Source organism: Thermoactinomyces daqus (assembly GCF_000763315.1).
GTDB classification, from domain to species: domain Bacteria; phylum Bacillota; class Bacilli; order Thermoactinomycetales; family Thermoactinomycetaceae; genus Thermoactinomyces_A; species Thermoactinomyces_A daqus.
Window position 1 is genome coordinate 48,637 of the sequence record NZ_JPST01000019.1, and the last position, 21,541, is coordinate 70,177.

General features: G+C 50.9%; 18 protein-coding genes, 2 pseudogenes and 1 riboswitch. Of the genes and pseudogenes, 16 read left to right on the plus strand and 4 right to left on the minus strand.

The features are described from left to right. The first annotated feature begins 51 nt into the window (after positions 1-51). Both JG50_RS0109440 and yhbH read left to right on the plus strand, forming a co-directional pair. Positions 52-1,950 (plus strand): PrkA family serine protein kinase, encoded by a 1,899-nt coding sequence (locus tag JG50_RS0109440; protein ID WP_033100877.1) that lies wholly within the window; start codon positions 52-54, stop codon positions 1,948-1,950. 41 nt (positions 1,951-1,991) lie between these two features. Then, complete coding sequence (yhbH, locus tag JG50_RS0109445; RefSeq protein ID WP_033100878.1) at positions 1,992-3,143, plus strand: sporulation protein YhbH; 1,152 nt, start codon at positions 1,992-1,994, stop codon at positions 3,141-3,143. A 61-nt stretch (positions 3,144-3,204) separates the two neighbouring features. On the opposite strand, the gene JG50_RS0109450 is transcribed toward yhbH, so the two are convergent. Then, positions 3,205-3,753: an RNA 2'-phosphotransferase gene (locus JG50_RS0109450; protein ID WP_181735422.1), complete on the minus strand. Its 549-nt coding sequence runs from the start codon at positions 3,751-3,753 to the stop codon at positions 3,205-3,207. A gap of 109 nt (positions 3,754-3,862) precedes the next feature. Between JG50_RS0109450 and JG50_RS0109455 the strand changes: the two genes are divergently transcribed. Next, on the plus strand, positions 3,863-4,186 hold the full coding sequence (locus JG50_RS0109455) for a nucleoside triphosphate pyrophosphohydrolase (RefSeq protein ID WP_033100879.1): 324 nt from the start codon (positions 3,863-3,865) through the stop codon (positions 4,184-4,186). 136 nt (positions 4,187-4,322) lie between these two features. Beyond that, a riboswitch (cyclic di-AMP (ydaO/yuaA leader) is annotated at positions 4,323-4,469 on the plus strand. Positions 4,470-4,714: 245 nt separating this feature from the next. Then, entirely contained in the window at positions 4,715-6,544 is a 1,830-nt protein-coding gene (locus JG50_RS0109460; protein ID WP_033100880.1) for an APC family permease, read from the plus strand. Positions 6,545-6,601: 57 nt separating this feature from the next. Here the strand turns inward: JG50_RS0109460 and JG50_RS0109465 are convergent, their stop codons facing one another. Next, positions 6,602-7,498 carry a DMT family transporter gene (locus JG50_RS0109465; RefSeq protein WP_052154159.1) on the minus strand — a complete coding sequence of 299 codons (897 nt, stop codon included), beginning with the start codon at positions 7,496-7,498 and terminating at the stop codon, positions 6,602-6,604. Positions 7,499-7,723: 225 nt separating this feature from the next. On the opposite strand from JG50_RS0109465, the gene JG50_RS0109470 reads away from it, so the two are divergent. From JG50_RS0109470 to JG50_RS0109505, 9 genes and pseudogenes are all read left to right on the plus strand, one after another. Continuing rightward, positions 7,724-8,407, plus strand: a complete 684-nt coding sequence (locus JG50_RS0109470) for a response regulator transcription factor (protein WP_033100881.1) — start codon at positions 7,724-7,726, stop codon at positions 8,405-8,407. Next, positions 8,404-9,876 (plus strand): sensor histidine kinase, encoded by a 1,473-nt coding sequence (locus tag JG50_RS0109475; RefSeq protein WP_033100882.1) that lies wholly within the window; start codon positions 8,404-8,406, stop codon positions 9,874-9,876. Before JG50_RS0109470 ends, JG50_RS0109475 begins: the two co-directional genes overlap by 4 nt. A gap of 214 nt (positions 9,877-10,090) precedes the next feature. Then, positions 10,091-11,197, plus strand: coding sequence for an ArnT family glycosyltransferase (locus JG50_RS21075; RefSeq protein WP_374057982.1), 1,107 nt, complete (start codon positions 10,091-10,093; stop codon positions 11,195-11,197). A gap of 520 nt (positions 11,198-11,717) precedes the next feature. Then, positions 11,718-12,185 (plus strand): mannosyltransferase YkcB-related protein, encoded by a 468-nt coding sequence (locus JG50_RS21175; protein ID WP_456119697.1) that lies wholly within the window; start codon positions 11,718-11,720, stop codon positions 12,183-12,185. A 16-nt stretch (positions 12,186-12,201) separates the two neighbouring features. Then, a complete protein-coding gene (locus JG50_RS0109485) occupies positions 12,202-13,179 on the plus strand; it encodes a glycosyltransferase family 2 protein (RefSeq protein WP_033100883.1) in 978 nt (325 codons plus the stop codon). Continuing rightward, on the plus strand, positions 13,166-13,582 hold the full coding sequence (locus JG50_RS0109490; RefSeq protein WP_033100884.1) for a GtrA family protein: 417 nt from the start codon (positions 13,166-13,168) through the stop codon (positions 13,580-13,582). Before JG50_RS0109485 ends, JG50_RS0109490 begins: the two co-directional genes overlap by 14 nt. Continuing rightward, positions 13,579-14,400: pseudogene (gene galU / locus JG50_RS0109495) on the plus strand (UTP--glucose-1-phosphate uridylyltransferase GalU); the annotation flags it as partial. The gene JG50_RS0109490 and the pseudogene galU, both read left to right, overlap by 4 nt. 91 nt (positions 14,401-14,491) lie before the next feature. Further along, a complete protein-coding gene (locus JG50_RS0109500) occupies positions 14,492-14,902 on the plus strand; it encodes a hypothetical protein (protein ID WP_152568537.1) in 411 nt (136 codons plus the stop codon). Positions 14,903-14,905: 3 nt separating this feature from the next. Further along, positions 14,906-15,853, plus strand: coding sequence for a DUF2339 domain-containing protein (locus tag JG50_RS0109505; RefSeq protein WP_081943817.1), 948 nt, complete (start codon positions 14,906-14,908; stop codon positions 15,851-15,853). A 202-nt stretch (positions 15,854-16,055) separates the two neighbouring features. Here JG50_RS0109505 and JG50_RS0109510 read toward each other — a convergent pair whose 3' ends face one another. Beyond that, a complete protein-coding gene (locus JG50_RS0109510) occupies positions 16,056-17,471 on the minus strand; it encodes an amidase (protein ID WP_033100887.1) in 1,416 nt (471 codons plus the stop codon). A gap of 200 nt (positions 17,472-17,671) precedes the next feature. Here JG50_RS0109510 and JG50_RS18190 point away from each other — a divergent pair. The 3 genes and pseudogenes from JG50_RS18190 (at position 17,672) to fabF (ending at position 20,829) form a co-directional block, all read left to right on the plus strand. Continuing rightward, a pseudogene (locus JG50_RS18190) lies at positions 17,672-18,661 on the plus strand (2-hydroxyacid dehydrogenase). Positions 18,662-18,888: 227 nt separating this feature from the next. Next, the gene (greA, locus tag JG50_RS0109520; protein WP_033100888.1) at positions 18,889-19,365 is read left to right on the plus strand and encodes a transcription elongation factor GreA; all 477 of its coding nucleotides are present in this window, start codon (positions 18,889-18,891) and stop codon (positions 19,363-19,365) included. Positions 19,366-19,587: 222 nt separating this feature from the next. Further along, positions 19,588-20,829, plus strand: coding sequence for a beta-ketoacyl-ACP synthase II (gene fabF / locus JG50_RS0109525; protein WP_033100889.1), 1,242 nt, complete (start codon positions 19,588-19,590; stop codon positions 20,827-20,829). A gap of 56 nt (positions 20,830-20,885) precedes the next feature. Here fabF and JG50_RS0109530 read toward each other — a convergent pair whose 3' ends face one another. Continuing rightward, positions 20,886-21,260, minus strand: a complete 375-nt coding sequence (locus JG50_RS0109530) for a group I truncated hemoglobin (protein WP_033100890.1) — start codon at positions 21,258-21,260, stop codon at positions 20,886-20,888. Positions 21,261-21,541: the final 281 nt, after the last annotated feature.

Consider the following 21,541-nt stretch of genomic DNA (forward strand, 5'->3'; position numbering starts at 1 on the left):
AGAAAAGTCTAACTCAGGGTTTGTCTTTCACTGAAGGAGAGGAGGCTTTCCATGGATATTCTCAAACGGATTGCCGAGTACCGCGATCGCGAGAAAAAGCTGATGTGGGAAGGAACCTTCGCCGACTACCTGGACATCGTGAAGAAGAACCCCCGTGTGGCTCAAACCGCTCATTCCAGAGTTTATGATATGATTGCGAAAGCAGGCATTGAGACAGATGCCCAAGGAAATAAAAAGTACTTGTTTTTCAGCAAGGAGCTGTTCGGGCTGGATCACGCCATCGAACGACTGGTGGAAGAGTATTTTCATTCAGCAGCGCGGCGCTTGGATGTGCGCAAACGCATTTTGCTTCTGATGGGTCCTGTCAGCGGCGGGAAGTCGACGATTGTGACGATGCTGAAAAAAGGGCTGGAGGAATACTCGCGCACGGATGAAGGGGCCTTGTACGCGATCAAAGGCTGCCCGATGCATGAAGAGCCGCTGAACCTGATCCCGCGCGAACTTCGTCCTGAGTTTGAAAAAGAATTCGGAGTGCGGATTGAAGGAAACCTCTGCCCCTATTGCCGCTTCCGTTTGCAAGAGGAATACGGGGGCCGGATCGAGGATATGGCCGTGTACCGCGTCCTGCTCTCAGAAGATGAGCGCATCGGGATCGGTACATTCAGCCCGTCTGACCCGAAATCTCAGGATATTGCCGACTTGACGGGAAGCATCGACTTCTCCACCATCACCGACTACGGTTCGGAGTCCGATCCGCGGGCTTACCGTTTTGACGGTGAGTTGAACAAGGCGAACAGGGGTCTGATGGAGTTCCAGGAAATGCTCAAATGTGATGAGAAATTTCTCTGGAATTTGCTTTCCCTCACACAGGAAGGCAATTTCAAAGCAGGCCGTTTTGCCTTGATCTCGGCCGATGAAGTGATCATTGCCCATACCAATGAGTCGGAGTACAAAGCATTTATCGCCAACAAGAAAAATGAAGCTCTGCAATCACGGATTATCGTGATGCCGATTCCATACAATTTGAGTGTAACAGAAGAAGAGAAAATTTACAAAAAATTGATCGGACAAAGCGACCTCGCCCATATTCACATCGCTCCCCACTCGCTGCGAACCGCCGCCATTTTTTCCGTCCTGACCCGGCTGAAAGAATCGAAAAAACAAGGTGTCGACCTGCTGAAGAAAATGCGCCTGTACGATGGTGAAGCAGTTGAAGGCGCCAATGACATCGATTTGGATGAATTGCGCAATGAGCACCTGGACGAAGGGATGTCCGGAATCGATCCCCGCTATGTGATCAACCGGATCTCCAGCGCCCTGATCAAAACGGATGCCGATTTTATCAACGCACTTGATATCCTTCGTTCCCTCAAGGAAGGATTGGACCAACATCCTTCGATCACTCCCGAGCAACGAGAAAAATACCTCCACTTTATTTCCATCGCCCGCAAAGAATACGATGAAATCGCCAAAAAAGAAGTACAAAAAGCATTTGTCTACTCTTATGAAGAATCGGCCAAAGTCCTGATGGATAACTATCTGGACAATGTGGAAGCTTACTGCAACTGGCAAAAAATCCGCGATCCCATCACCGGTGAAGAGCTGGAGCCGGATGAAAAACTGATGCGCTCGATCGAAGAGCAGATCGGCATCTCGGAAAATGCGAAAAAGGCGTTCCGGGAAGAGATATTAATCCGCATTTCCGCGTATGCCCGCAAAGGCAAACGCTTCGATTACAATACCCATCCCCGCCTGAGGGAAGCGATTCAGAAGAAACTGTTTGCCGATTTGAAAGATGTCGTCAAAATCACCACCTCAACCAAAACGCCGGATGAAAACCAGTTGAAAAAAATCAATGAAGTGATTGCCAGACTGGTGGAAGAATACGGCTACACACCCGCCAGCGCCAATGAGCTGCTGCGTTATGTCGGGAGCTTGCTCAATCGCTAAGCCCGCACTTCGGTGCGATTCTAAATGGGAGGTGAAAGAACATGAAGCACCCCCTGTTTATCGTCTCGGAAGAAGACTGGTCCCTGCACCGCAAGGGCTATGAAGACCAGATGCGGCACCAGGAAAAGGTGAAGGAAGCGATCCGCAAAAATTTGCCCGATTTGGTCGGCGAGGAAAGTATCATCATGTCGGATGGGCAGCAAATCATCAAAATCCCGATTCGCTCGATGGAAGAATACCGTTTTCGCTATAACTACGACAAGGGAAAACACGTTGGCCAAGGGGACGGCAACAGCAAAGTGGGCGACGTGCTCGGCCAAGATCCGACAGATGGCAAACCGGGCCCGGGGAAAGGCCAGGGAGCAGGTGATCAGGCCGGAATTGATTACTACGAAGCGGAAATTTCCATCGCCGAACTGGAAGGGATTCTCTTCTCCGAGCTGGAGCTCCCGCACATGGAACGGAAAGAACAGGTCGACATGACCGTTGAAGATATTCGCTTCAATGATGTACGGAAGAAAGGCTTGATGGGCAATATCGACAAAAAGAGAACGCTGCTGGAAGCGATCAAGCGCAATGCGCTCAATGGAAAGAAGAAGAAAGTGCAAATTTCCGTCGATGACTTGCGGTTTAAAACATGGGAAGAGATCGTGACCCCGCACTCCAACGCCGTGGTCATCGCAATGATGGATACCAGCGGTTCGATGGGAATCTTTGAAAAGTACATTGCACGCAGCTTCTTCTTTTGGATGGTTCGCTTTCTCAGAACCAAATACCAACATGTCGAAATCGTCTTCATCGCCCATCATACCGAAGCCAAGGAAGTAAGCGAAGAATCTTTTTTCACCAAAGGGGAAAGCGGCGGAACCATCTGTTCCTCCGCCTATCGGAAAGCATTGGAAATCATTGATACCCGTTATTCACCTGACCGCTACAACATTTATCCTTTTCACTTCTCCGATGGCGACAACCTCAGTTCCGACAATGAGCGCTGTGTCGAACTGGTTAAGGAAATCCTCAAACGTGCCAATATGTTCGGCTACGGTGAAGTAAATCAGTACAACCGGCATTCCACGCTGATGACAGCCTACCGCCACATCAAAGAACCGCGTTTTTCCCACTTTGTGATCAGAGAAAAAAGCCAGGTGTATGATGCTTTGAAGCATTTTTTCGGGAAGAAAGAGGTCCATTAATGCAAAAAGCCAACCGCCTTCTCCGGCAGTCTCGGAGAGGCGGTTTTTTTTATTCTTCCCATTATCGGGGGTTTTCCCGCAAATACCGGACCGGAACGAATTCCGTCAGCCAGACGCCATTGGCCGATTGGAAAAACGTATACCCATCCCGATGCATTTCCCGGGACAGAATCTGAAGGACTACCGGGGTTCCGTGTCTTTTTCCGACCCGGCGGGCTGTGACGGGATCCGGGGACAGATGGACATGATGACGATTTCCCTTGAGTAATCCTTTTTTGCGGATGGAGGGGAGAAAGCGAAGAGCTGTTCCGTGAAAGAGCAGGTCCGGCGGTTTTACCGGATCCAAATTCAGGTCAATCGCGACGGAATGGCCTTGATTCGCCCGGATTTTTTGCCTGTCTTCACTGAAGGCGAAGCGCTGTTTGTCATTGGTTCGGACGATCTGTTCCAGAGTCTCGCGGTCCAATGGCACTCCGTGTTTCCGGCAAGCGTGGATGAGTTCCTCCACGTTTACCCATCCGTTCGGATCCAGTTGAATCCCGATGAGATCAGGCCGATGCCGCAACACTTTGCTGAGGAATTTGCTTGATTTGATAGATTCCGCCCGCATAAAATCCACTCCTGTTAAATGGGTAAGATTCCGCTGATATCCCATGACTTTATCATGTTATATTATTCTTAAACTTCCGGTCAAAACCCTGATCACAAGGAGTGGCATTATGCCTGCTTACAACAAACTGGTGCGTGATTTGATTCCCCGGGTCATTGAACATGCCGGAAAGAAGTGCAGGACCCGTGTTTTGGATGAGAAAGAATACAAAGCGGAATTACAAAAAAAATTGCGCGAAGAGGTTAATGAATACTTAAGCAGCCGCAATGATCAAGAAGCATTGGAAGAGCTGGCCGACGTGCTGGAGATTTTGCATGCGCTGACGGAATCCCATGGTTTTGCAATCAAAGATCTGGAAGATTTGCGCCGAAGGAAAGCGGAGGAAAGAGGACGGTTTAAGCAAAAAATCTTTCTGATCGATGTGGAGGATTAAAACAGGAAACGAAAAGGGAGATCGGACGGATTGCGTTTGTGTCTGATCAGGTGTTGCCCGCTTTTTCTCTTCAGGGAAAAGAGCGGGCAATTTTATCTTTACTAATGGCGTAAATCGGAGTAATATACGATTAATTCTATATTAAGCGCTGAATCTGTACAGAGCGGGGGAACCGAAAAAGCAACGATTTGCTTTAGGGGTGAATCCCGGGTGTTTCCCGGGTAGGGTCACTCTCATGACCCGAATCCGTCAGCTAACCTCGTAAGCGTTATGGGAGGGAAACGGTATGTGATAAACCACGGAAGGAGTTTCTCTTTTTTGTGGTTTTTTCTATTGCTTCATTTATGAAAAGCGGCTGTCTTGATTAACCGCGCACAGAGCGAATCGGAACTTCGGAGAAGGCGGCAAGAGCTGCGGACACATAGTTTTTGATGTCCTGTCAATATTATGCAATAAATACCACCGGTTACCGGGAACACTATTTACTGTTGCATGATTCACCAGTTTTTCAGGTTTTGGAGGAATCATATGTTCAGCAAAATCAAACGCATTCTGATTGGAAGACCATTGAGGTCGAATGAGTTGCACAGCCAGAAATTAAACAATTTGAAAGCATTGGCCACTCTCTCTTCTGATGCGCTCTCTTCTGTGGCCTACGGCCCGGAGCAAATTCTCATCGTCCTTGCTACGGTCGGTGCATTGGCCTTTTGGTATTCCCTGCCCATCGCGGTGGGCGTGCTCATATTATTGGTGGCCTTGATCTTATCCTATCGCCAGATCATTTATGCCTACCCTCAGGGCGGCGGGTCTTATATGGTGGCGAAGGAAAATCTGGAGATGAATATTGGCCTTGTTGCGGGCGGGTCATTGTTGATCGACTATATCCTGACCGTCGCGGTGAGCGTTTCGGCCGGGACGGATGCGATTACCTCCGCCTTTCCGGTGGTGCATCCCCATAAAGTGGGGATCGCGGTCTGCATTGTGGTCGTGATCACGATTTTGAATTTGCGGGGACTGACCGAATCAGCTTCCATTTTGGCCTATCCCGTCTATTTGTTCGTATTTGCCCTGGCTATGCTGATTGTTGTCGGCTTGTATCAGGTATTGACAGGGGCAGCCCCGGCTCATGTGCATGCGAGCATCGGAACACCGGTGGTGGGGATCAGCCTGTTTCTCCTCCTGAAGGCTTTTTCTTCAGGATGTTCTGCGTTGACGGGGGTTGAAGCCATTTCCAACGCGATTCCCAACTTTAAAGAACCCGCTCCCAAAAATGCGGCCTTTACCTTGGTGATCATGGGACTTATTTTAGCGTCCCTTTTTTCCGGCATTGTCTTTTTGGCCTATTGGTATGGGATCGCACCCTCAGCAAAGGAGACGGTGCTTTCTCAACTGGGACGGGCTGTCTTTGGTCGGAATGGCTTCTATTATTTCATTCAGGCGACCACCGCGCTGATCTTGGTGCTGGCGGCCAATACCGGGTTTTCGGCCTTCCCGTTACTCGCATACAGCCTGGCCAAGGATAAATTTATGCCGCGAGCCTTTACCGTAAGGGGAGACCGCCTTGGCTATTCCAACGGAATCGTTACCCTGGGTCTGGCCTCGATTATCTTGATTATCGTTTTTCAGGGAAATACAGAAAATCTGATTCCTCTGTATGCGGTAGGGGTATTTATCCCGTTTACGCTGTCACAAACCGGGATGATTCTGAAGTGGGTCAGGTCAAAGCCGAAAGGCTGGATCGGCAAATTGGCGGCCAACCTTGCCGGGGCCCTGATTTGTTTTCTGATTTTGATCATCTTTTTTATCACCAAATTTCAGCATGTATGGATGAGTCTTGTTTTCATTCCGATCTGTGTGTTTATTTTCCATAAAATTCATCAGCACTATGTCGCGGTCGGCGATCAGCTGCGCGTCGACTTGTCACATAAGCTGAGCGAGATCAAAACGGCCGGCAACGTGGTGATCGTGCCGGTTGCCGGGATAACGAAAGTGGTGGAGCAATCCCTCGTTTATGCCAAATCGTTGTCCGATAACGTGGTTGCTGTCTATATCGGATCAAGCCCGGAAGCCATCGATCGCATGGAAAGAGAATGGGCCGAATGGCAGACGGGAGTCAGACTGGTGACGTTGCATTCCTTATACCGCAGTGTATTAACGCCGCTGAGTGAATTTATCGATATGGTGAAAGCGAAAGCGGACAAAAAAGGAGCCAGGGTGACTGTGGTCATGCCCCAATTTATCACCAAGAAGTGGTGGCACGGGATTCTGCACAATCAGTCGGGATTTCTCATCATGGCCTATCTGTTGCGCATGCGCGATGTGATTGTCACGATCGTTCCATACCAGTTGCAAAAATAAATGTTTACTTCGGGGAGCCCGTCTTTTGGGGGCTCCTTTTTTGATGGCAGGCATCCTTCACAAGGCTGTTCCTCGTCGATGGATCAGGACCAGTCCGAAAACAATCAAAAGCATCCCCGAAAAAGCAAGGAGAGAGAGCGGATCATGAAAGATCAGATAATCGAAAAGCGCCGTGACCGGGGGGACACCGTAAAACAGGCTGGTGACATTGGTCAGATTCCCTTTTTGGATCAAGAAGTACAGCATCATGGAAGCACCGACAGAGATCACCAACGACATCCACGATAAACTGAGGAGAAACACGGGACTCCAGTGAACCTGCCATCCCCCGAAAAAAGGAAGCAAGAGAAGAATCACCAGCAACCCTCCGGAATATTGAATTGCCATGTTTACCGGCTGACTCAGTTTGATCCGTTTTTGCATAAACGTTCCGGCCGTAATGCAACCGAGGCACAACAGGGCGCTTGCCAGTCCGGATAACGGAAAGTGCGGAGCGGAAATGTGATCGGCCACCACGAGAACGAGACCGCTTAATCCCAAAAACAGACCTGACCATTGGCCATATCTGATTTTTGTGGCAGCAAAAAAGGCTGTGATGATCGGCTGGGCCCCCAGGATGATGGCCAGGATCCCCGGGGCCAGATGATTATTCAGCGCAATAAAGTAGAAGATTTGATACCCGGCTTGCAGCAACAGGCCGGTGAGTATGACATATCCCCATTCCTTGCCGGATTTGGGATAAGGGGATCGGGCAGACAGGCAGATGATCCAAAGCACAGCTGTTGAAATGAGGAAACGGAGAAAGACAAAGGTAAAGGGATTGGCGTACTGCAATCCCAATTTGACAAAGATCGCCCCGCTGCTCCACGTTAAAACAAAGGCGGCGGGAATGAGGGAACTCCATTTGTTTATTTGCTGCGGGGCTTTTGGCAGAAACCGGGTTTCTTTGTTCATGCTGTTTCACCTCTCTCTGGAAACAAAAATATTCATTATCATGAAAATTTTAATTATAGCAAACCACTCTCCTGCCTTCAGGTGAAGGATGCCTTGTTTGGATTGCAATGTTGTTTCAGTCGCCTGCATCACTTTCAACAAATTTTCAGTTTCCCTTCAGTATGGATTCAGTTAGGGCTAAGATAATAGAAGCGGAATGACTTCGGTGAAGGTGGTGGATGTAAGATGCACCAGATAAGGGGAATCAGAATATTGGCAGTCGATGATGAGCCGAATATCCTGCAATTTTTGGAGCTCGGCCTGCAAAATGAGGGATTCGAGGTGAGGACGGCCCAAGACGGTATGGAAGCCCTGAACCTCATGAAGCAGTTCCAGCCGCATGTGGTCATCCTGGATGTCATGATGCCCGGGATCGACGGCTTTGAATTATGCCGCATGTTGAAAAAAATGCAGAATGTGGCGGTGATCATGCTCACTGCCAAGGATGAAGTGGATGACAGGGTGAAGGGCCTCACGCTCGGAGCGGATGATTACATGGTGAAACCGTTCAGCTTTGAGGAGTTGTTGGCGCGGATCCATGCCCGGCTCCGCAATCAGTTCCCCGATCTGTTCGGAGAAGTGGTGATCGGGCCGTTTCAGATTGCAGACCGCCGCAAAGAAATCAGGTTCAGGGACCGGGTGTTGGAACTTTCCCCGACGGAGTATGCACTGCTTAAATTTTTGGTTCTCAATCATGGGCTGGTTTTAAGCAAAACGATGATTTTGGAAAAGGTATGGGGTTATGACTTCCAGGGAGATGAAAATATCGTTGAGGTTTATATCCGTTCATTGCGGGCCAAATTGAACGATAAAAATCATGAATTGATCCGGACCTTGCGTGGCTCAGGATATCGGGTTGATCTTTCATGAATCGGAAACTGCGGGATGGCTTACGCACCATTTTTGCCTTTGATTCGCTTAAGATTCAACTCCTGTCCAGGTCATTGCTCGTCCTGGCCGGCTTGCTTATGCTGATCGGGCTTTTTCAGTATGTTTTTATGCAAGGGGTGATCTACAAAAACAAGGCGACCAGCATGCAGAGCCAAATTCTCGCCATTCCCCGCTTTGCCTGGGAGCAACTCGTTACAAACCCCGGCAGTCTGGACATAAATCCGGGAGACGACTTGCATCGCCCGTATTTTCTCATCCCTGACGTCAGTCTGGCTTTTGTTGATATGCAGGGGAATTTCCAGTTTGTCTCCATCAGTCCCGAAAGCGCCGCTCCTCCGAAGTTGGCTGCCGAGCAGTATCTGGATGCGCTGCGCAATGATCCGGAGGCGGATTATCAGGTAACAGCCGGCCCGGACGGGGTGGAGCAATTGCTGGTTCTGCAGCCGATTGTTTCGCATGACCGGGTGCTCGGAGTAGTTCAGGCAAGTACGCCAACCGGCCCGCTCAAGGAGCTGCTGATCCGGCAACTGTTCACCTTTTTGAGCCTCTCCCTCGCAGCGATGCTGGTGGGGTTGCTTGGATTTATGCCTGTGCTCAAACGCACGTTGGTTCCTTTGTTCAATATGGTGAACATAGCCGAACAGATCGATGCGGGCAATTTGGCCAAACGCTTTCCCGCCCGGCAAGGGCAGATGGAGATCGACCGACTGGCGGAATCCTTCAATGGCATGCTGGAGCGGCTGGAGGCTTCTTTTGCGGCAGAAAGGGAAACGAAAGAACAGATGCGCCGCTTTATCGCGGATGCTTCCCATGAACTTCGCACTCCGTTAACCTCGATACACGGTTTTTTGGAAGTGCTGCTGCGCGGTGCGGCCAACAACCCGGAGCAGCTGGACAAAGCCCTGAAAAGCATGCACAGTGAATCGGCACGCCTCAATAAATTGGTTCACGATCTTCTGCTCCTGGCCAAGCTGGATCGGACGCCTCATATGGAGCTTGCAGAAGGATGCCTGGATGCCATGTTGCGGGAGATGGAACCGCAGCTGCACATTCTGGCCGGGAACCGGAGCCTCTGCCTGTCCGTCGAACCCGATCAGAAATGCAAATACGATGCGGATAAAATGAAGCAGGTGATTTTAAATCTGTTTCAAAATGCAGTGCAGCATACCGATCCTGAAACAGGCCACATTCAAATTTCCCTGTCAGGTGAGAAGAATGAAGTCAAATTGTCCGTCCGGGATAATGGCCCGGGGATCGACGAACAGCATCTGCCCCATGTATTTGACCGATTTTACCGTATTGACACGTCCAGGGCCCGCAAACACGGCGGAGCAGGTCTGGGTCTTTCCATCACCAAATCCATTGTTGATGCGCATGGCGGAACCATTCATGTGGACAGCAAGGTGGGAGAAGGAAGCACCTTCACGGTTTGGCTTCCCAAACGTTGACGGCATTCAACCGGCGAATTCAGCTGGATTGAATGCTTTTTTTTATGAAAAATTGCTCCGTTTCCCTCTGCCGTTGTGCCTTTTCAGCAAACATTCAGCCAATTCTCAAGCAATATTCAGTTACCCTTAAGCGTCAATTCAGCCAGAGCAGATAAGATAGCAGAGAAATGAAGACAGCGCATGATATCAAACAAAGAGGAGTGAATTCGCAACCATGACAGGACAAACGAAGCAGAGGCTGCGGATCGATGGGCTCTTGATCGTGATTGCCCTGCTGGCTGCTTTTTTGAACATTTTCGATATTTGGAAGGATAAATACGCGAATGCTTACTACACCGCTGCAGTCACCAGCATGCTTCAGAGCTTTCACAATTTCTTCTACGCTTCTTTTGATCCCGGCGGCTACGTGACGGTTGACAAACCGCCGGTCGTGTTCTGGATTCAGACGATGTTCGCTGCTGTTTTCGGGGTTCACGGCTGGAGCGTGATTTTGCCGCAGGCTTTGGCGGGTGTCGGCTCCGTCCTGATGATGTACATACTGGTCAAACCGTCATTCGGAAAAACAGCGGCCCGGCTCGCCAGCCTGGTCATGGCCTGCACACCGGTCGCGGCAGCGATCAGCCGGAGCAATAATATTGACAGCATGCTGGTGTTTGCCCTGCTTCTGGCCACCTGGATGTTGTTCAAAGGAATGCGACGGCAAAAGATTTCCTGGATTTTGGGCGCATTTGCCATGATCGGTGTCGGCTTCAACATGAAGATGCTGGAAGCCTATATGGTCGTACCGGCTATTTATCTCTTTTATCTCCTCGCTTTTAAGAGCGGATGGAAAAAGAAACTGACGGTGTTGGCCGCAGCAACGGTACTTATGGCCGCTGTTTCCCTCTCTTGGGCGGTCGTGGTCGATTCCATTCCAGCGGATCAACGGCCCTATATCGGCAGCAGCCAAACCAATTCCGTGCTGGAGCTCGCTTTCGGATATAACGGAATGAGCCGACTCACAGGAATGCACGGGGGAGGCAAGGGTGCCAGCGGCAAGAGCTGGATGAACGGAGAGCATTTGCGCCAGGCACAGGGGAACGGACGAAACATGGCGGGCGATCAGCATACGGCTCCGAACGGGAAACGGATGCCGGGACCGTTCGGAATGTCCAATGGCAAACCGGGCCAAATGCCCCGATTCGGGATCTGGCGGCATGTTCGGCACCGGGCAACCGGGTCCGCTCCGCCTGTTTCAAAGCGAACTTTCCGGGCAAATCAGCTGGCTCCTGCCCTTTGTCGCCTTTGCCTCAGCAGGTCTGCTTGCCGGTGTTCGCCGTAAAAAGCCGCTTACGGATCAGCAACAAGAAACATTATTCTGGCTCGGCTGGTTGCTTCCGGTGATGGCGTTTTTCAGTGTGGCCGGTTTTTTCCATCAATACTATCTGGTCATGCTGGCTCCGCCGATCGCGGCCCTTACCGGAACGGGCTGGGTGGCGCTGTGGCGGCAATATCGGAACAAGGAGGAATGGAAACGCTGGCTGCTGCCTTCAGGGATTTTGGCGACGACCGCGTTTGAACTGGTGGTGCTTCACCCGTACCAGCAGCAGATTGGTGTCGGCTGGTCGATCGGCATCGGAGCGGCCGGCATCGGCTTGTCACTGGTCTTGTTCGTTGCCGCCAGGGAGAAATGGATCCCCGTCGTGGCCCTTGCCGGCATGCTCGTGCTGCTGGTGGCCCCTTTGTACTGGGCAGCGACTCCGATCATTTACGGTGAAAACAGCATGATTCCGGAGGCCGGACCGGTGCAGCGGGGCTTTGGTCCGGGAATGGCAATGGGGAAACGCTTTGCCAATCCGCAGATGTCTGCCAATCAAGAATCGCGCGAATCTCACCCGTTCTCCTCAGGAAGGACAAGGGGAGGACGCGAGACGCAAATCAACTCCAAATTGCTGCAATATGTGACCAGTCACAATACGGGTGAAAAGTATCTGTTTGCCACGACCAATGCGATGTCAGCCGCCCCGTATATCATCGAAACGGGCAAACCTGTGATGGCGATGGGTGGATTTTCGGGTTCCGACCCGATTCTCACTGTCTCCAAACTGGAAGAGATGGTGAAAACCAAAGAAGTGAAGTTTTTCCTGATTCCTTCCCAAGACGGTTTCAGGGGATTTGGGGACGGCAATGAAAGCAACCGGGTATTCGAGTGGATCCGGGCGCACGGCAAGGAAGTGCCCAAGTCCGAGTGGCAGCCGGACTCATCTCCCGATCACGGATTCCCCATGCACTTTGGCGGCGGGGAAACATTATACGAAATTGAGCAATAAGTAAGGAGGGCCGAACATGAATGAAGCGATTCGCTATTCCATCATCATTCCGGTCTACAATGAAGAAGCCGTTATCCATGAAACGCACCGCCGGCTCACGCAGGTGATGGAATCGCTAGCCGAACCGTATGAATTGCTGTTTGTCAACGATGGGAGCCAGGATCGCACAGAGGAAATCATCACGGAATTAAAAGAGGCTGATCCTCATGTCAAGCTGTTGGATTTCTCGCGCAACTTCGGCCATCAGATCGCAATCACGGCAGGGATGGATCATGCCCTCGGCGATGCGATCGTGATTATTGATGCCGATTTGCAAGATCCGCCCGAACTGATTCCGCAAATGATCGAGAAATGGAAGGAAGGGTATGAAGTCGTCTATGCCAAGCGCTCAAAACGCAAAGGGGAGACGCTGTTCAAAAAGTGGACGGCGGCTCTTTTTTACCGGACGCTCCGCGCGTTGACCGAGGTAAACATTCCGCTCGATACGGGCGACTTCCGCCTGATCGACAGGAAAGTGGCAGAGGCTATGAAGGGCATCCGCGAGAAGAACCGCTTTGTCCGTGGTCTGGTCAGCTGGGTGGGTTTCCGGCAGACAGCGATTGAGTACGTGCGGGATGAGCGGTTTGCCGGGGAAACGAAATACCCGTTGAAGAAAATGTTGCGGTTCTCGATGGACGGGATCACCTCCTTCTCTTATAAACCGCTGAAACTGGCTACATATCTCGGTTTTTTCATTTCCTTCGCCAGATTTCTCTATCTGTTGGTCTCGCTCGGGGAAAGATTGTTCACGACGAGCACGGTTGCCGGGTGGACGTCGCTGATCGCCTGCGTGCTGCTCCTCAACGGGGTGATTCTGATCATTTTGGGGATTCTCGGCGAGTATGTCGGCAGAATCTATGATGAAACAAAGAACCGTCCCCTCTATATCCTCCGCAACAGGCCGAATGTGGAACAGAGAGAGCAGCAAGAGGTGAAGCAGGGTGTTCGCCCATAAGAAGGAGGCTGTTTTGCTCTTTCGCTTCTGCGCTGTCGGGATGGCCAATACGGCCGTCGATTTCGGCGTCTTCTGCCTGCTGACACTGGGCGGGATGCCGTTCCTTCCCGCTCAGGCATTCTCCTATACGGCCGGGATTGCCAACAGTTTTATCTTGAACCGGAAATGGACGTTTCGCATCAGGCGCAAGACGAACACCCCGGAGTTGATGAAGTTTCTTTTGGTAAACGGTTTTTCACTGCTGGTGTCATCCGGCCTGCTTTATCTCTTGCGCGATGTCAATCATCTTTCGCTTTGGATTGCCAAGCTGGCAGCCACCGGGGGCGGAATGGCGGTCAACTTTATCGGAAGCCGCCTCTGGGTGTTTTCAGGAACCAAAACCAAGGGGAGTGAAGTTTCATGAGGGTAAGGAAAGCAGTCATCCCGGCGGCGGGACTGGGTACGCGATTTCTTCCGGCGACGAAAGCCCAGCCAAAGGAAATGCTGCCGATTGTCGATAAACCCGCCATTCAATATATCGTCGAAGAAGCAGTCCAATCGGGGATTGAAAGCATCATCATCGTTACAGGGAGAAACAAGCGGTCGATTGAGGATCATTTTGACCGTTCCGTGGAGCTGGAACAGACCCTCCGGGACAAAGGGAAAACGGATCTCCTGCAGGAGCTGAAGCAGATTTCTAACATGGCGGCCATTCATTATATCCGGCAAAAGGTGCCGTTGGGGCTGGGGCATGCCATCTTGTGCGCTGAGCAGTTTATCGGGGATGAGCCGTTTGCGGTTCTCCTGGGGGATGACATGATGGTCTCGGAAAAGCCGGCCCTAAAGCAGCTGATCGATGTGTTTGCCGAAGCGGAAACCGAAGTGGTCGGGGTGCAATCGGTGCCGTCGTCAGAAGTGCATAAATATGGCATTATCGATGCCCGCAAACAAAGAGGCAGCGTCTATGAGGTTCGCGATTTGGTCGAAAAACCTTCCCTTCATGAAGCGCCTTCCCGCATGGCGATTATGGGACGTTATATCTTGAAGCCCGCCATCTTCCCGATCTTGCGGACGGTCGGCAGGGGGGCCGGAAATGAAATCCAGTTGACCGATGCCCTGCGGGTAATCTGCAAAAAGAAGCCGATCCTCGCCCGGGAACTGAAGGGAAGCCGCTATGATATCGGAGACAAATTGGGTTACCTGAAAGCCGGCATTGAGATCGGTTTGCGGCGGAAGGAAATTGGCCGGCATGATCAAGTGGAATGGGCTGGCACTTGCCAATGTCTGGACGATCGAGTCGTTTGTGCTGGTTTGGCTGGCTTTGAGGGAAAAAGTGAAGCAAGCTTTTTATTTTGGAACGGCGCTCTACGGGATTGCGGCCTTGCTGCTCCTCGGCTGGACAGCTGAAATCTTGTCATTGCATCATTGGATTCCGGTGTGGAACCGGGAAACATTTTCTTATTTCCTGTGGGCCGGGATGGTCACATTTCAGGCCTGTCAGATCAGAAAAAGCCGCACCCCCGGATGGGAGCCCTGGTTTGAAATTTTTTATACCGGCAGCGCCATTATGCTGTTCTTCTGGCTGTCGATCGAAATCAACATTTATTTTGACAGATCTGCCCGGACAGGGTTCTGGGAATTGAACCGCTATTTTGTCTTATATATGATCTGGGCATTATACAGTTTGCTCGTTCATGAAACCGGGCTGAGACAGCGGGTGCGCGTGTTGGTCCCCGTCTCCTAGGGCATGATGTTTCTCGCGCTCGTCTCCGTCGCCGTCTGGGGAATGGCGGATCAGCCGCTCTCTTCCTTTGTTCCTGTTTTCAATATGCGTTTTCTCGCCTTTCTGGTTGAGATCGGTTGCGTCATTCTCATGCTGTGGCGCGGCAGGAAGGCTGAACCGCTCCCATCCTTGAAGTGGGCTCCGGTTTTGTTGCTGGGAGCGCTCCTGGTTTTGCTGTTTGAAATCGTCACATTGGAAGTGGGAGGGACATCAGACTATTTTGCGCCGGCGTTTGGTGATTATACCCGGGCCCAATGGTACAAGGGATTTTTTATCTCCCTCAGCTGGATTGGATACAGTCTTTTGTGCGTGTGGCTCGGCAGGAGTTTCCGGCAGAAACTGATTTTGTTTTTCGCCTGGGGAAGTCTTGGTTTGGGCGTGTTGTCGGTCATGTTTCAAGGGCTGTTTTTGCCGGCGCGGATCAATTGGATGCCGGTGATAAACATTCGTTTTGCGGCCTTGTTCATCTCCGCCGCCTGTCTGTATTTGTACCAATCGAAAGGGAAGGCTTTGGAGGCCAAACGAATCTGGGTGCTTCTCGCGCGGATCCTGTTGGTCGTACTTTTGTTTGAATTAATTACGGTTGAAATCAGCGGCATTTTTGCGCACTGTTTGTGGGAGCTCAACACCGGCAATCCGGTTTTGCAACATCAAATCGAGAATCAGAAGCAGCTCGCGCTGTCCATTTCCTGGATCTTTTATTCGCTTCTGTTGATGCTGACCGGGATTTGGCGAAAATGGGCCTGGCTGCGCTGGTCGGCCATCAGCCTGTTCGGGCTTTCCATCCTGAAAATCTTTTTGTTTGATCTCTCCTCGATTGAGACGCTGTACCGCATTGTCTCGTTTATGGCGCTCGGCGTCATTCTGCTTGCTGTTTCTTATCTCTATCAGCGGTACAGGGAACGGTTTTAGCACTTCACGACCCGGCCCGGCGATTTTGCGGCAGCCTTTGCGACGCGGAACCGCAAGTAAAAGAGAAACACCGGAATCCGGCGGGCTCCTTTTGCGGGTTTAACCACTGAGCGAGAAGAAAAATACAGCTCTTCTCGCTCTTTTCCGCATGTGCGTTGTGTCGGGGCAGTGAAGCTTGGGGTGACTTACAGATCATCAATGTTTATGTGCGGGGATCATACCGGTCGCAGCGCACGTAACCGCGGAAAGTCCGTTCCAAATCTTTTCCGAGCCGAAAAAGCAGCTCTTCCTGCCCGGTTGCTGTAATCAGTTGCACAGCGAGCGGCATTCCGTTTTCATCCTCACCGACGGGAAGAGTTAGCGACGGTAAGCCAAATGTATTGGCATAGGTAATGAAAGGGAGGAATTTTCGGAATGTTCGTCGTACAGAAAAAATCTCGCGATATTGTTGACCGTGAGCGGGTGCGGTGGAATGGTAAACAGGCAGGATCAGCACGCGGGATTGCAGATAGTTTTGCACCGTGGTTTTGGCGATGGAAAACGCTCCCATAAACCTCCGCCAAGTGGATGCCGTTGGTTTAAACAAACGTGATGCGATCAGGGCCCAGGTGAGATAAGGGTGCAGGCGGTGCGGCAAACCCGCTTTTGCTTTGAGCCATTCGGTCGCCACGTGGCGCATCCGCATTTCCAAGATTTCCCCAATCAAATATTTGCTACCGTCGACGGACATGATCCATTGCCACCACTGCGCCGATTCTGCCAGATAAGGAGGCGGGTCGTGATCGACGGATACGTTATTTTTTAGATGTGCCGCCATGTTTTCCAGACAGGCAACAGTCGCTTTTTGCATCGGGAAAGCAGCGGGTAACACGGGGATGATGACGGAAAAGCGGGACGAGGCTGCGGGCACGTGCCGGCCGGAGAGAATCTCATGAATCAGCTTGGCATCATCGACTGATTTGGCCAATGCTCCGACTCCCAGCATACTTTGCTGGACAGGGTGGGAAATCGGTGGGAAAATTCCTTCATGAGGCACTTGACCGAAACCTGACTTGAAACCGACGACACCATTAAAATGGGCCGGAAATCGAATCGAACCGCCTATGTCCGCCCCGATTCCGACGGCGGCTCCCCCGACTGCGATCAGGGCACCTTCACCGCCGCTCGAGCCACCCGCGCTGCAGGAGGGATTCCAGGGGTTGTTGGTGCGTCCGAATACGAGATTATCCGTTTCCTGGCAAAAACAGAGGGAAGGCGTATTTGTTTTGCAGAGGATAATGGCTCCTTCGCGTTTGAGGCGGCGGATGATTTCCGCATCTTCTTTGTCGATGATCCGGGTGCGTGCAGAGAGGCCGCCGGTCGTTTTTGTGCCTTTAACATGAAAGCATTCTTTGACACTGACGGGGACACCGAACAATCTGCCTTCTTTCGGGCGGGAAGCCATCTGCTCGGCTTCAGCCAGCGCATCTGCAAACCTCTCTTCAGTCACTGCATTGATTACGGGATGAGTGGCACGGATTTGATTGATATAAGCTTCGGCCGCTTCCTTGGGAGTGAGTTGGTTTGCTTTGATCTTCGCAGACAGGCTCGTTGCATCCAGATCCAAAATGGAGTTCAAATTGTTGCCCCCTTTGTTTCGCGATGGTTTTTTGCTATTATTATAACATTGAAAGCCAGAGGAAATTTCCGTTTTATTTTGAATAAACAGGGTATTCAGAAGGGAAGACGCACCTTTTTGTCGAATATTATTACGATTACTAACAATACTTATATAAGAATCGTAGAAGGAAATGAGGAGGAGCCAGATTGAACCATCAGGTGTTGGTTACGCATGAAATCGACCGGCAGATGCTGGAGCGATTGCAAACTGAAGCTGAGCTTGACATCGTGTCAAACAAAGCAGCATGGACACAGGAGGAGATCATTCAGCGGCTGCAAGGGAAGGATGCGCTCCTTTGCACCGTAACCGACCCGATTGGGGAAAAAGTGATCGAAGCTTGTCCACGGCTTCAAATCATCAGCAACTACGGGGTGGGTTACAATCATATTGATCTTGAAGCGGCCAGCAAAAGAGGTATTGTCGTAACCAATACGCCGGATGTTTTGACTGAGGCCACTGCCGATCTCACGTGGGCGCTGTTGCTCGATGTTGCGCGGAGAGTTACCGAAGGGGACCGCCTGGTTCGCCAGGGACGTTGGCGGGGTTGGGAGCCGTCGTTTATGCAAGGAACCGAAGTCACCGGAAAAACGCTCGGCATCATCGGCATGGGGCGAATCGGCCGGGCAGTCGCGCGACGGGCCAGGGGCTTCGCCATGAATATTCTTTATTATTCACGCACGCGTCTGCCTCTTGCAATCGAGAGGGAGTTGGGGTTACAATTTGCCAATATCGATTCTTTGCTGGCGGAATCCGATTTTGTTTCCTTGCATACGCCGTATACCCCGGCCACTCATCATCTGATCGGGGCAAGGGAACTCGGGCAGATGAAAGAATCGGCATTTCTCATCAATACGGCGCGCGGTGCAGTCGTCGATGAACAGGTACTGATCCGTGCGTTGTAGGAGAAGAAAATAGCCGGCGCGGCGTTGGACGTGTATGAACGTGAACCGTTGGTTCCCAACGAGCTCATCCGGCTGGACAATGTTGTGCTCGCCCCTCATCTTGGCAGCGCCACGAAAGAGACGCGAAGAGCGATGGCTGAGCTTGCGGTGCAAAATCTAGCAGATTACTTTGCAGGGAAAAAGCCAAGGTATTTGGTTAATGAAGAAGTATGGGAAATGAGATCCCGGCGTCTTCAGGGAAAATAAAAGGTGTGGAAAATTTTCCGAATGCCTTGGACGAAACAAGCAAATGTGCTAATATATTCAGCAGCTTGATTTTTGGCTTAACCCTTTTGCCGGATCGGGCAAAAACGGGTGACTGCGCGAGGAAAGTGTTGTGTAATCGCTTACAACGCGGGATGAAAAAGCCGTGCCGGCGGCGGAAATTCCTGCCGTCCAAAGCGGTCTGTTGTCGATTGAAGGAGGTAAATTACATGTCGCAAAATAATAAAGAGGTTTTGTTAACGGAAGAAGGACTGGAGAAATTAAAGCAGGAATTGGAACATCTCAAAACGACGAAACGTCATGAAGTGGCACAACGCTTGAAAGAGGCGATCGCCCAGGGTGATTTAAGCGAAAACTCCGAGTACGATGCAGCAAAAGAAGAGCAGGCGTTTATTGAATCCCGGATTATTACGCTGGAAAATATGATTCGCAATGCGAAAATCATCGGTTCCAATTTGGATAAAAATGTTGTGAGCGTCGGTTCAAAAGTGACCATTCAGGAACTTCCCGACGGCGATCGGGAAACATATACGATTGTTGGAAGCGCTGAATCGAATCCGTCCGAATTTAAAATTTCAAACGAATCGCCGATTGGAAAAGAATTGATCGGGCGTCGTGTCGATGATGTCGTTCATGTTGCGACACCTTCCGGTACCATACAATTTAAAATCATCGAAATCGATTAAGCCTTGATTTAACCCTTTGTCCCTTGCCGGCAAAGGGTTTTTTATGTGGTACCGGGTTTTGGTCCGCTCTGGTTCCGGATGCCCTGCTTCCATCCCGGCCTTGCTTAAGTCTCTTTTCCGGTGATGCTCTATCCCGGCCGGTTTTTTATTTCTGCATGATTTTTCCTCTTTTCCGGCAAACTACAATGGAATCCAAATGTTTTTCCGGGAAAGGTGTGGCCGATGGTTAAAAGACGAGTGGTAGTAACGGGATATGGCTGTTTAACGCCGCTGGGAAAAGATCCGGATACTTTTTGGGCAAACCTGGTCGCCGGAAAAAGCGGGGCAGGCCCGATTACCCGATTCGATCCGTGCGATTTTCCCACGAAGATTGCTGCGGAGATCCACGACTATGATCCGGAGGATTACCTTGATGCCAAAGATGCCCGGAGGATGGATTTATTTTCCCAATATGCGGTGATTGCCGCCAAACAGGCTTTTCACCGTGCACAATTACATGAGGATAAATGGGATGCGGAGCGCGTTGGCGTGATGGTCGGTTCGGGCAGCGGCGGATTGGCGATGATTCAGCAGGAATACAGAAGAATATTGGAAAAGGGACCCAATCGTCTCAGCCCTTACCTGGCTCCATCGATGCTCTCCAACATGGCTAGCGGCGAAATTGCCATCGCGCTGGGAGCACGGGGACCGTCTGCTGCTGTGGTGACTGCCTGTGCCACCGGGAGCAGTTGCATCGGGGAGGCGATGCGAGCCATCCAGTATGGGGAGGCGGATATTGTTCTGGCCGGAGGAACGGAAGCACCGATCACGCCTCTCGGTTTGGCCGCTTTTTCCAAAATTCGCGCACTCTCCAGGAAAAATGAAGAACCGGCCAAGGCTTCGAGGCCTTTTGATCGCAACCGCGACGGTTTTGTGGCTGGCGAAGGGGCAGGGGTGCTTGTTTTGGAAGAGTTGGAGCATGCTTTGCGCAGGAATGTGCCGATTTTGGCCGAACTGATAGGGTATGGGGTGACCACCGATGCCTATCACATCACGTCACCGCGGGCGGACGGAGAAGGGGCGGCCGGAGCGATGCGTTTGGCTTTAAGAGATGCGGGTCTCTCTCCCGGTCAAATCGATTATATCAATGCGCATGGAACGGGAACCCGGCTGAATGACTGGATTGAAACGCAGGCGATCAAGCAGGTGTTCGCGGATGACGCCGGGCGTGTTCCTGTAAGTTCGATCAAATCGATGACCGGTCATATGTTGGGGGCGGGAGGAGCGGTTGAGATGATCGCTTCGGTTCAGACCCTGAATACCGGCCTGATTCCTCCGACAATTAACTGGGAGGAACCGGATGAGGGGGCCGATCTCGATTATGTGCCCAATGTGGCCAGACGAAAAGAATGCCGTTATGTCATGAGCAATTCATTTGGTTTTGGCGGGCACAATGTGAGTTTGATTGTGAAGAAATGGGAGTGAACAACGAAGAAGCTCATCGCGGAATCCAGTTGTGCCGGTGAGCTTCTCCTGCAAAGCTATTTATAAATGATATGAGGTTTGACACTGCGCAAAAAAGCTTCCACCCTGGCGATATCCTCAAGCTGAACGTTAAACTTGCGCAGGGAGCTGTTCAAGTGCTTGATCGCGATTTCGTACTCTTCGGATGTGATGTTCAATCCGGCATGGGATTGGCGAAGGGTGCTGCCTTCGTACCGTTTGGGCCCGCCAAGGGCAAAACTCATAAAGTAAGTAATTTGATGACGCCGAAGCGCTTCCATATTAACTCCGATAAAGTGGTGATTCACCCGGTCATCCTGGATCATGCGGTTGTAAAATTCATTGATCACCGCGGCAATCGTTTGTTCTCCGCCCAGTCTCTCATACAAAGTGCTTTTCGTGCTTTTTAACATAAGCAACCTCCCGTTCAAGGGTGAAAGTTTGCAAATAAACAAAAGATTGTAGCAAATATGTTCATAAGATAATCGGATAAAAAGAACAGAAAAAGGCCTAAAACTTCGGGAAAACCCCGAAAAATATAGTAGGAAAAACGAGTTGATTTTACGTTTCTATATTATAGCATCAAAAAAAAGTGTATGCTATTTCTTCTCTTTGTGCAATAAATTTTATTTCTAAATCATACGTAAAGAAGGTGTCCCATGTAAGACATGGGACGTGAACAACAAATATTTTT

Excerpts from the sequence above, each read along its gene's own strand:
- JG50_RS0109440 (WP_033100877.1), top strand. The coding sequence starts at position 52 with ATGGATATTCTCAAACGGATTGCCGAGTACCGCGATCGCGAGAAAAAG.
- yhbH (WP_033100878.1), top strand. The coding sequence starts at position 1,992 with ATGAAGCACCCCCTGTTTATCGTCTCGGAAGAAGACTGGTCCCTGCAC.
- JG50_RS0109450 (WP_181735422.1), bottom strand. The coding sequence starts at position 3,753 with ATGCGGGCGGAATCTATCAAATCAAGCAAATTCCTCAGCAAAGTGTTG.
- JG50_RS0109455 (WP_033100879.1), top strand. The coding sequence starts at position 3,863 with ATGCCTGCTTACAACAAACTGGTGCGTGATTTGATTCCCCGGGTCATT.
- JG50_RS0109460 (WP_033100880.1), top strand. The coding sequence starts at position 4,715 with ATGTTCAGCAAAATCAAACGCATTCTGATTGGAAGACCATTGAGGTCG.
- JG50_RS0109465 (WP_052154159.1), bottom strand. The coding sequence starts at position 7,498 with ATGAACAAAGAAACCCGGTTTCTGCCAAAAGCCCCGCAGCAAATAAAC.
- JG50_RS0109470 (WP_033100881.1), top strand. The coding sequence starts at position 7,724 with ATGCACCAGATAAGGGGAATCAGAATATTGGCAGTCGATGATGAGCCG.
- JG50_RS0109475 (WP_033100882.1), top strand. The coding sequence starts at position 8,404 with ATGAATCGGAAACTGCGGGATGGCTTACGCACCATTTTTGCCTTTGAT.
- JG50_RS21075 (WP_374057982.1), top strand. The coding sequence starts at position 10,091 with ATGACAGGACAAACGAAGCAGAGGCTGCGGATCGATGGGCTCTTGATC.
- JG50_RS21175 (WP_456119697.1), top strand. The coding sequence starts at position 11,718 with ATGTCTGCCAATCAAGAATCGCGCGAATCTCACCCGTTCTCCTCAGGA.
- JG50_RS0109485 (WP_033100883.1), top strand. The coding sequence starts at position 12,202 with ATGAATGAAGCGATTCGCTATTCCATCATCATTCCGGTCTACAATGAA.
- JG50_RS0109505 (WP_081943817.1), top strand. The coding sequence starts at position 14,906 with ATGATGTTTCTCGCGCTCGTCTCCGTCGCCGTCTGGGGAATGGCGGAT.
- greA (WP_033100888.1), top strand. The coding sequence starts at position 18,889 with ATGTCGCAAAATAATAAAGAGGTTTTGTTAACGGAAGAAGGACTGGAG.
- fabF (WP_033100889.1), top strand. The coding sequence starts at position 19,588 with ATGGTTAAAAGACGAGTGGTAGTAACGGGATATGGCTGTTTAACGCCG.
- JG50_RS0109530 (WP_033100890.1), bottom strand. The coding sequence starts at position 21,260 with ATGTTAAAAAGCACGAAAAGCACTTTGTATGAGAGACTGGGCGGAGAA.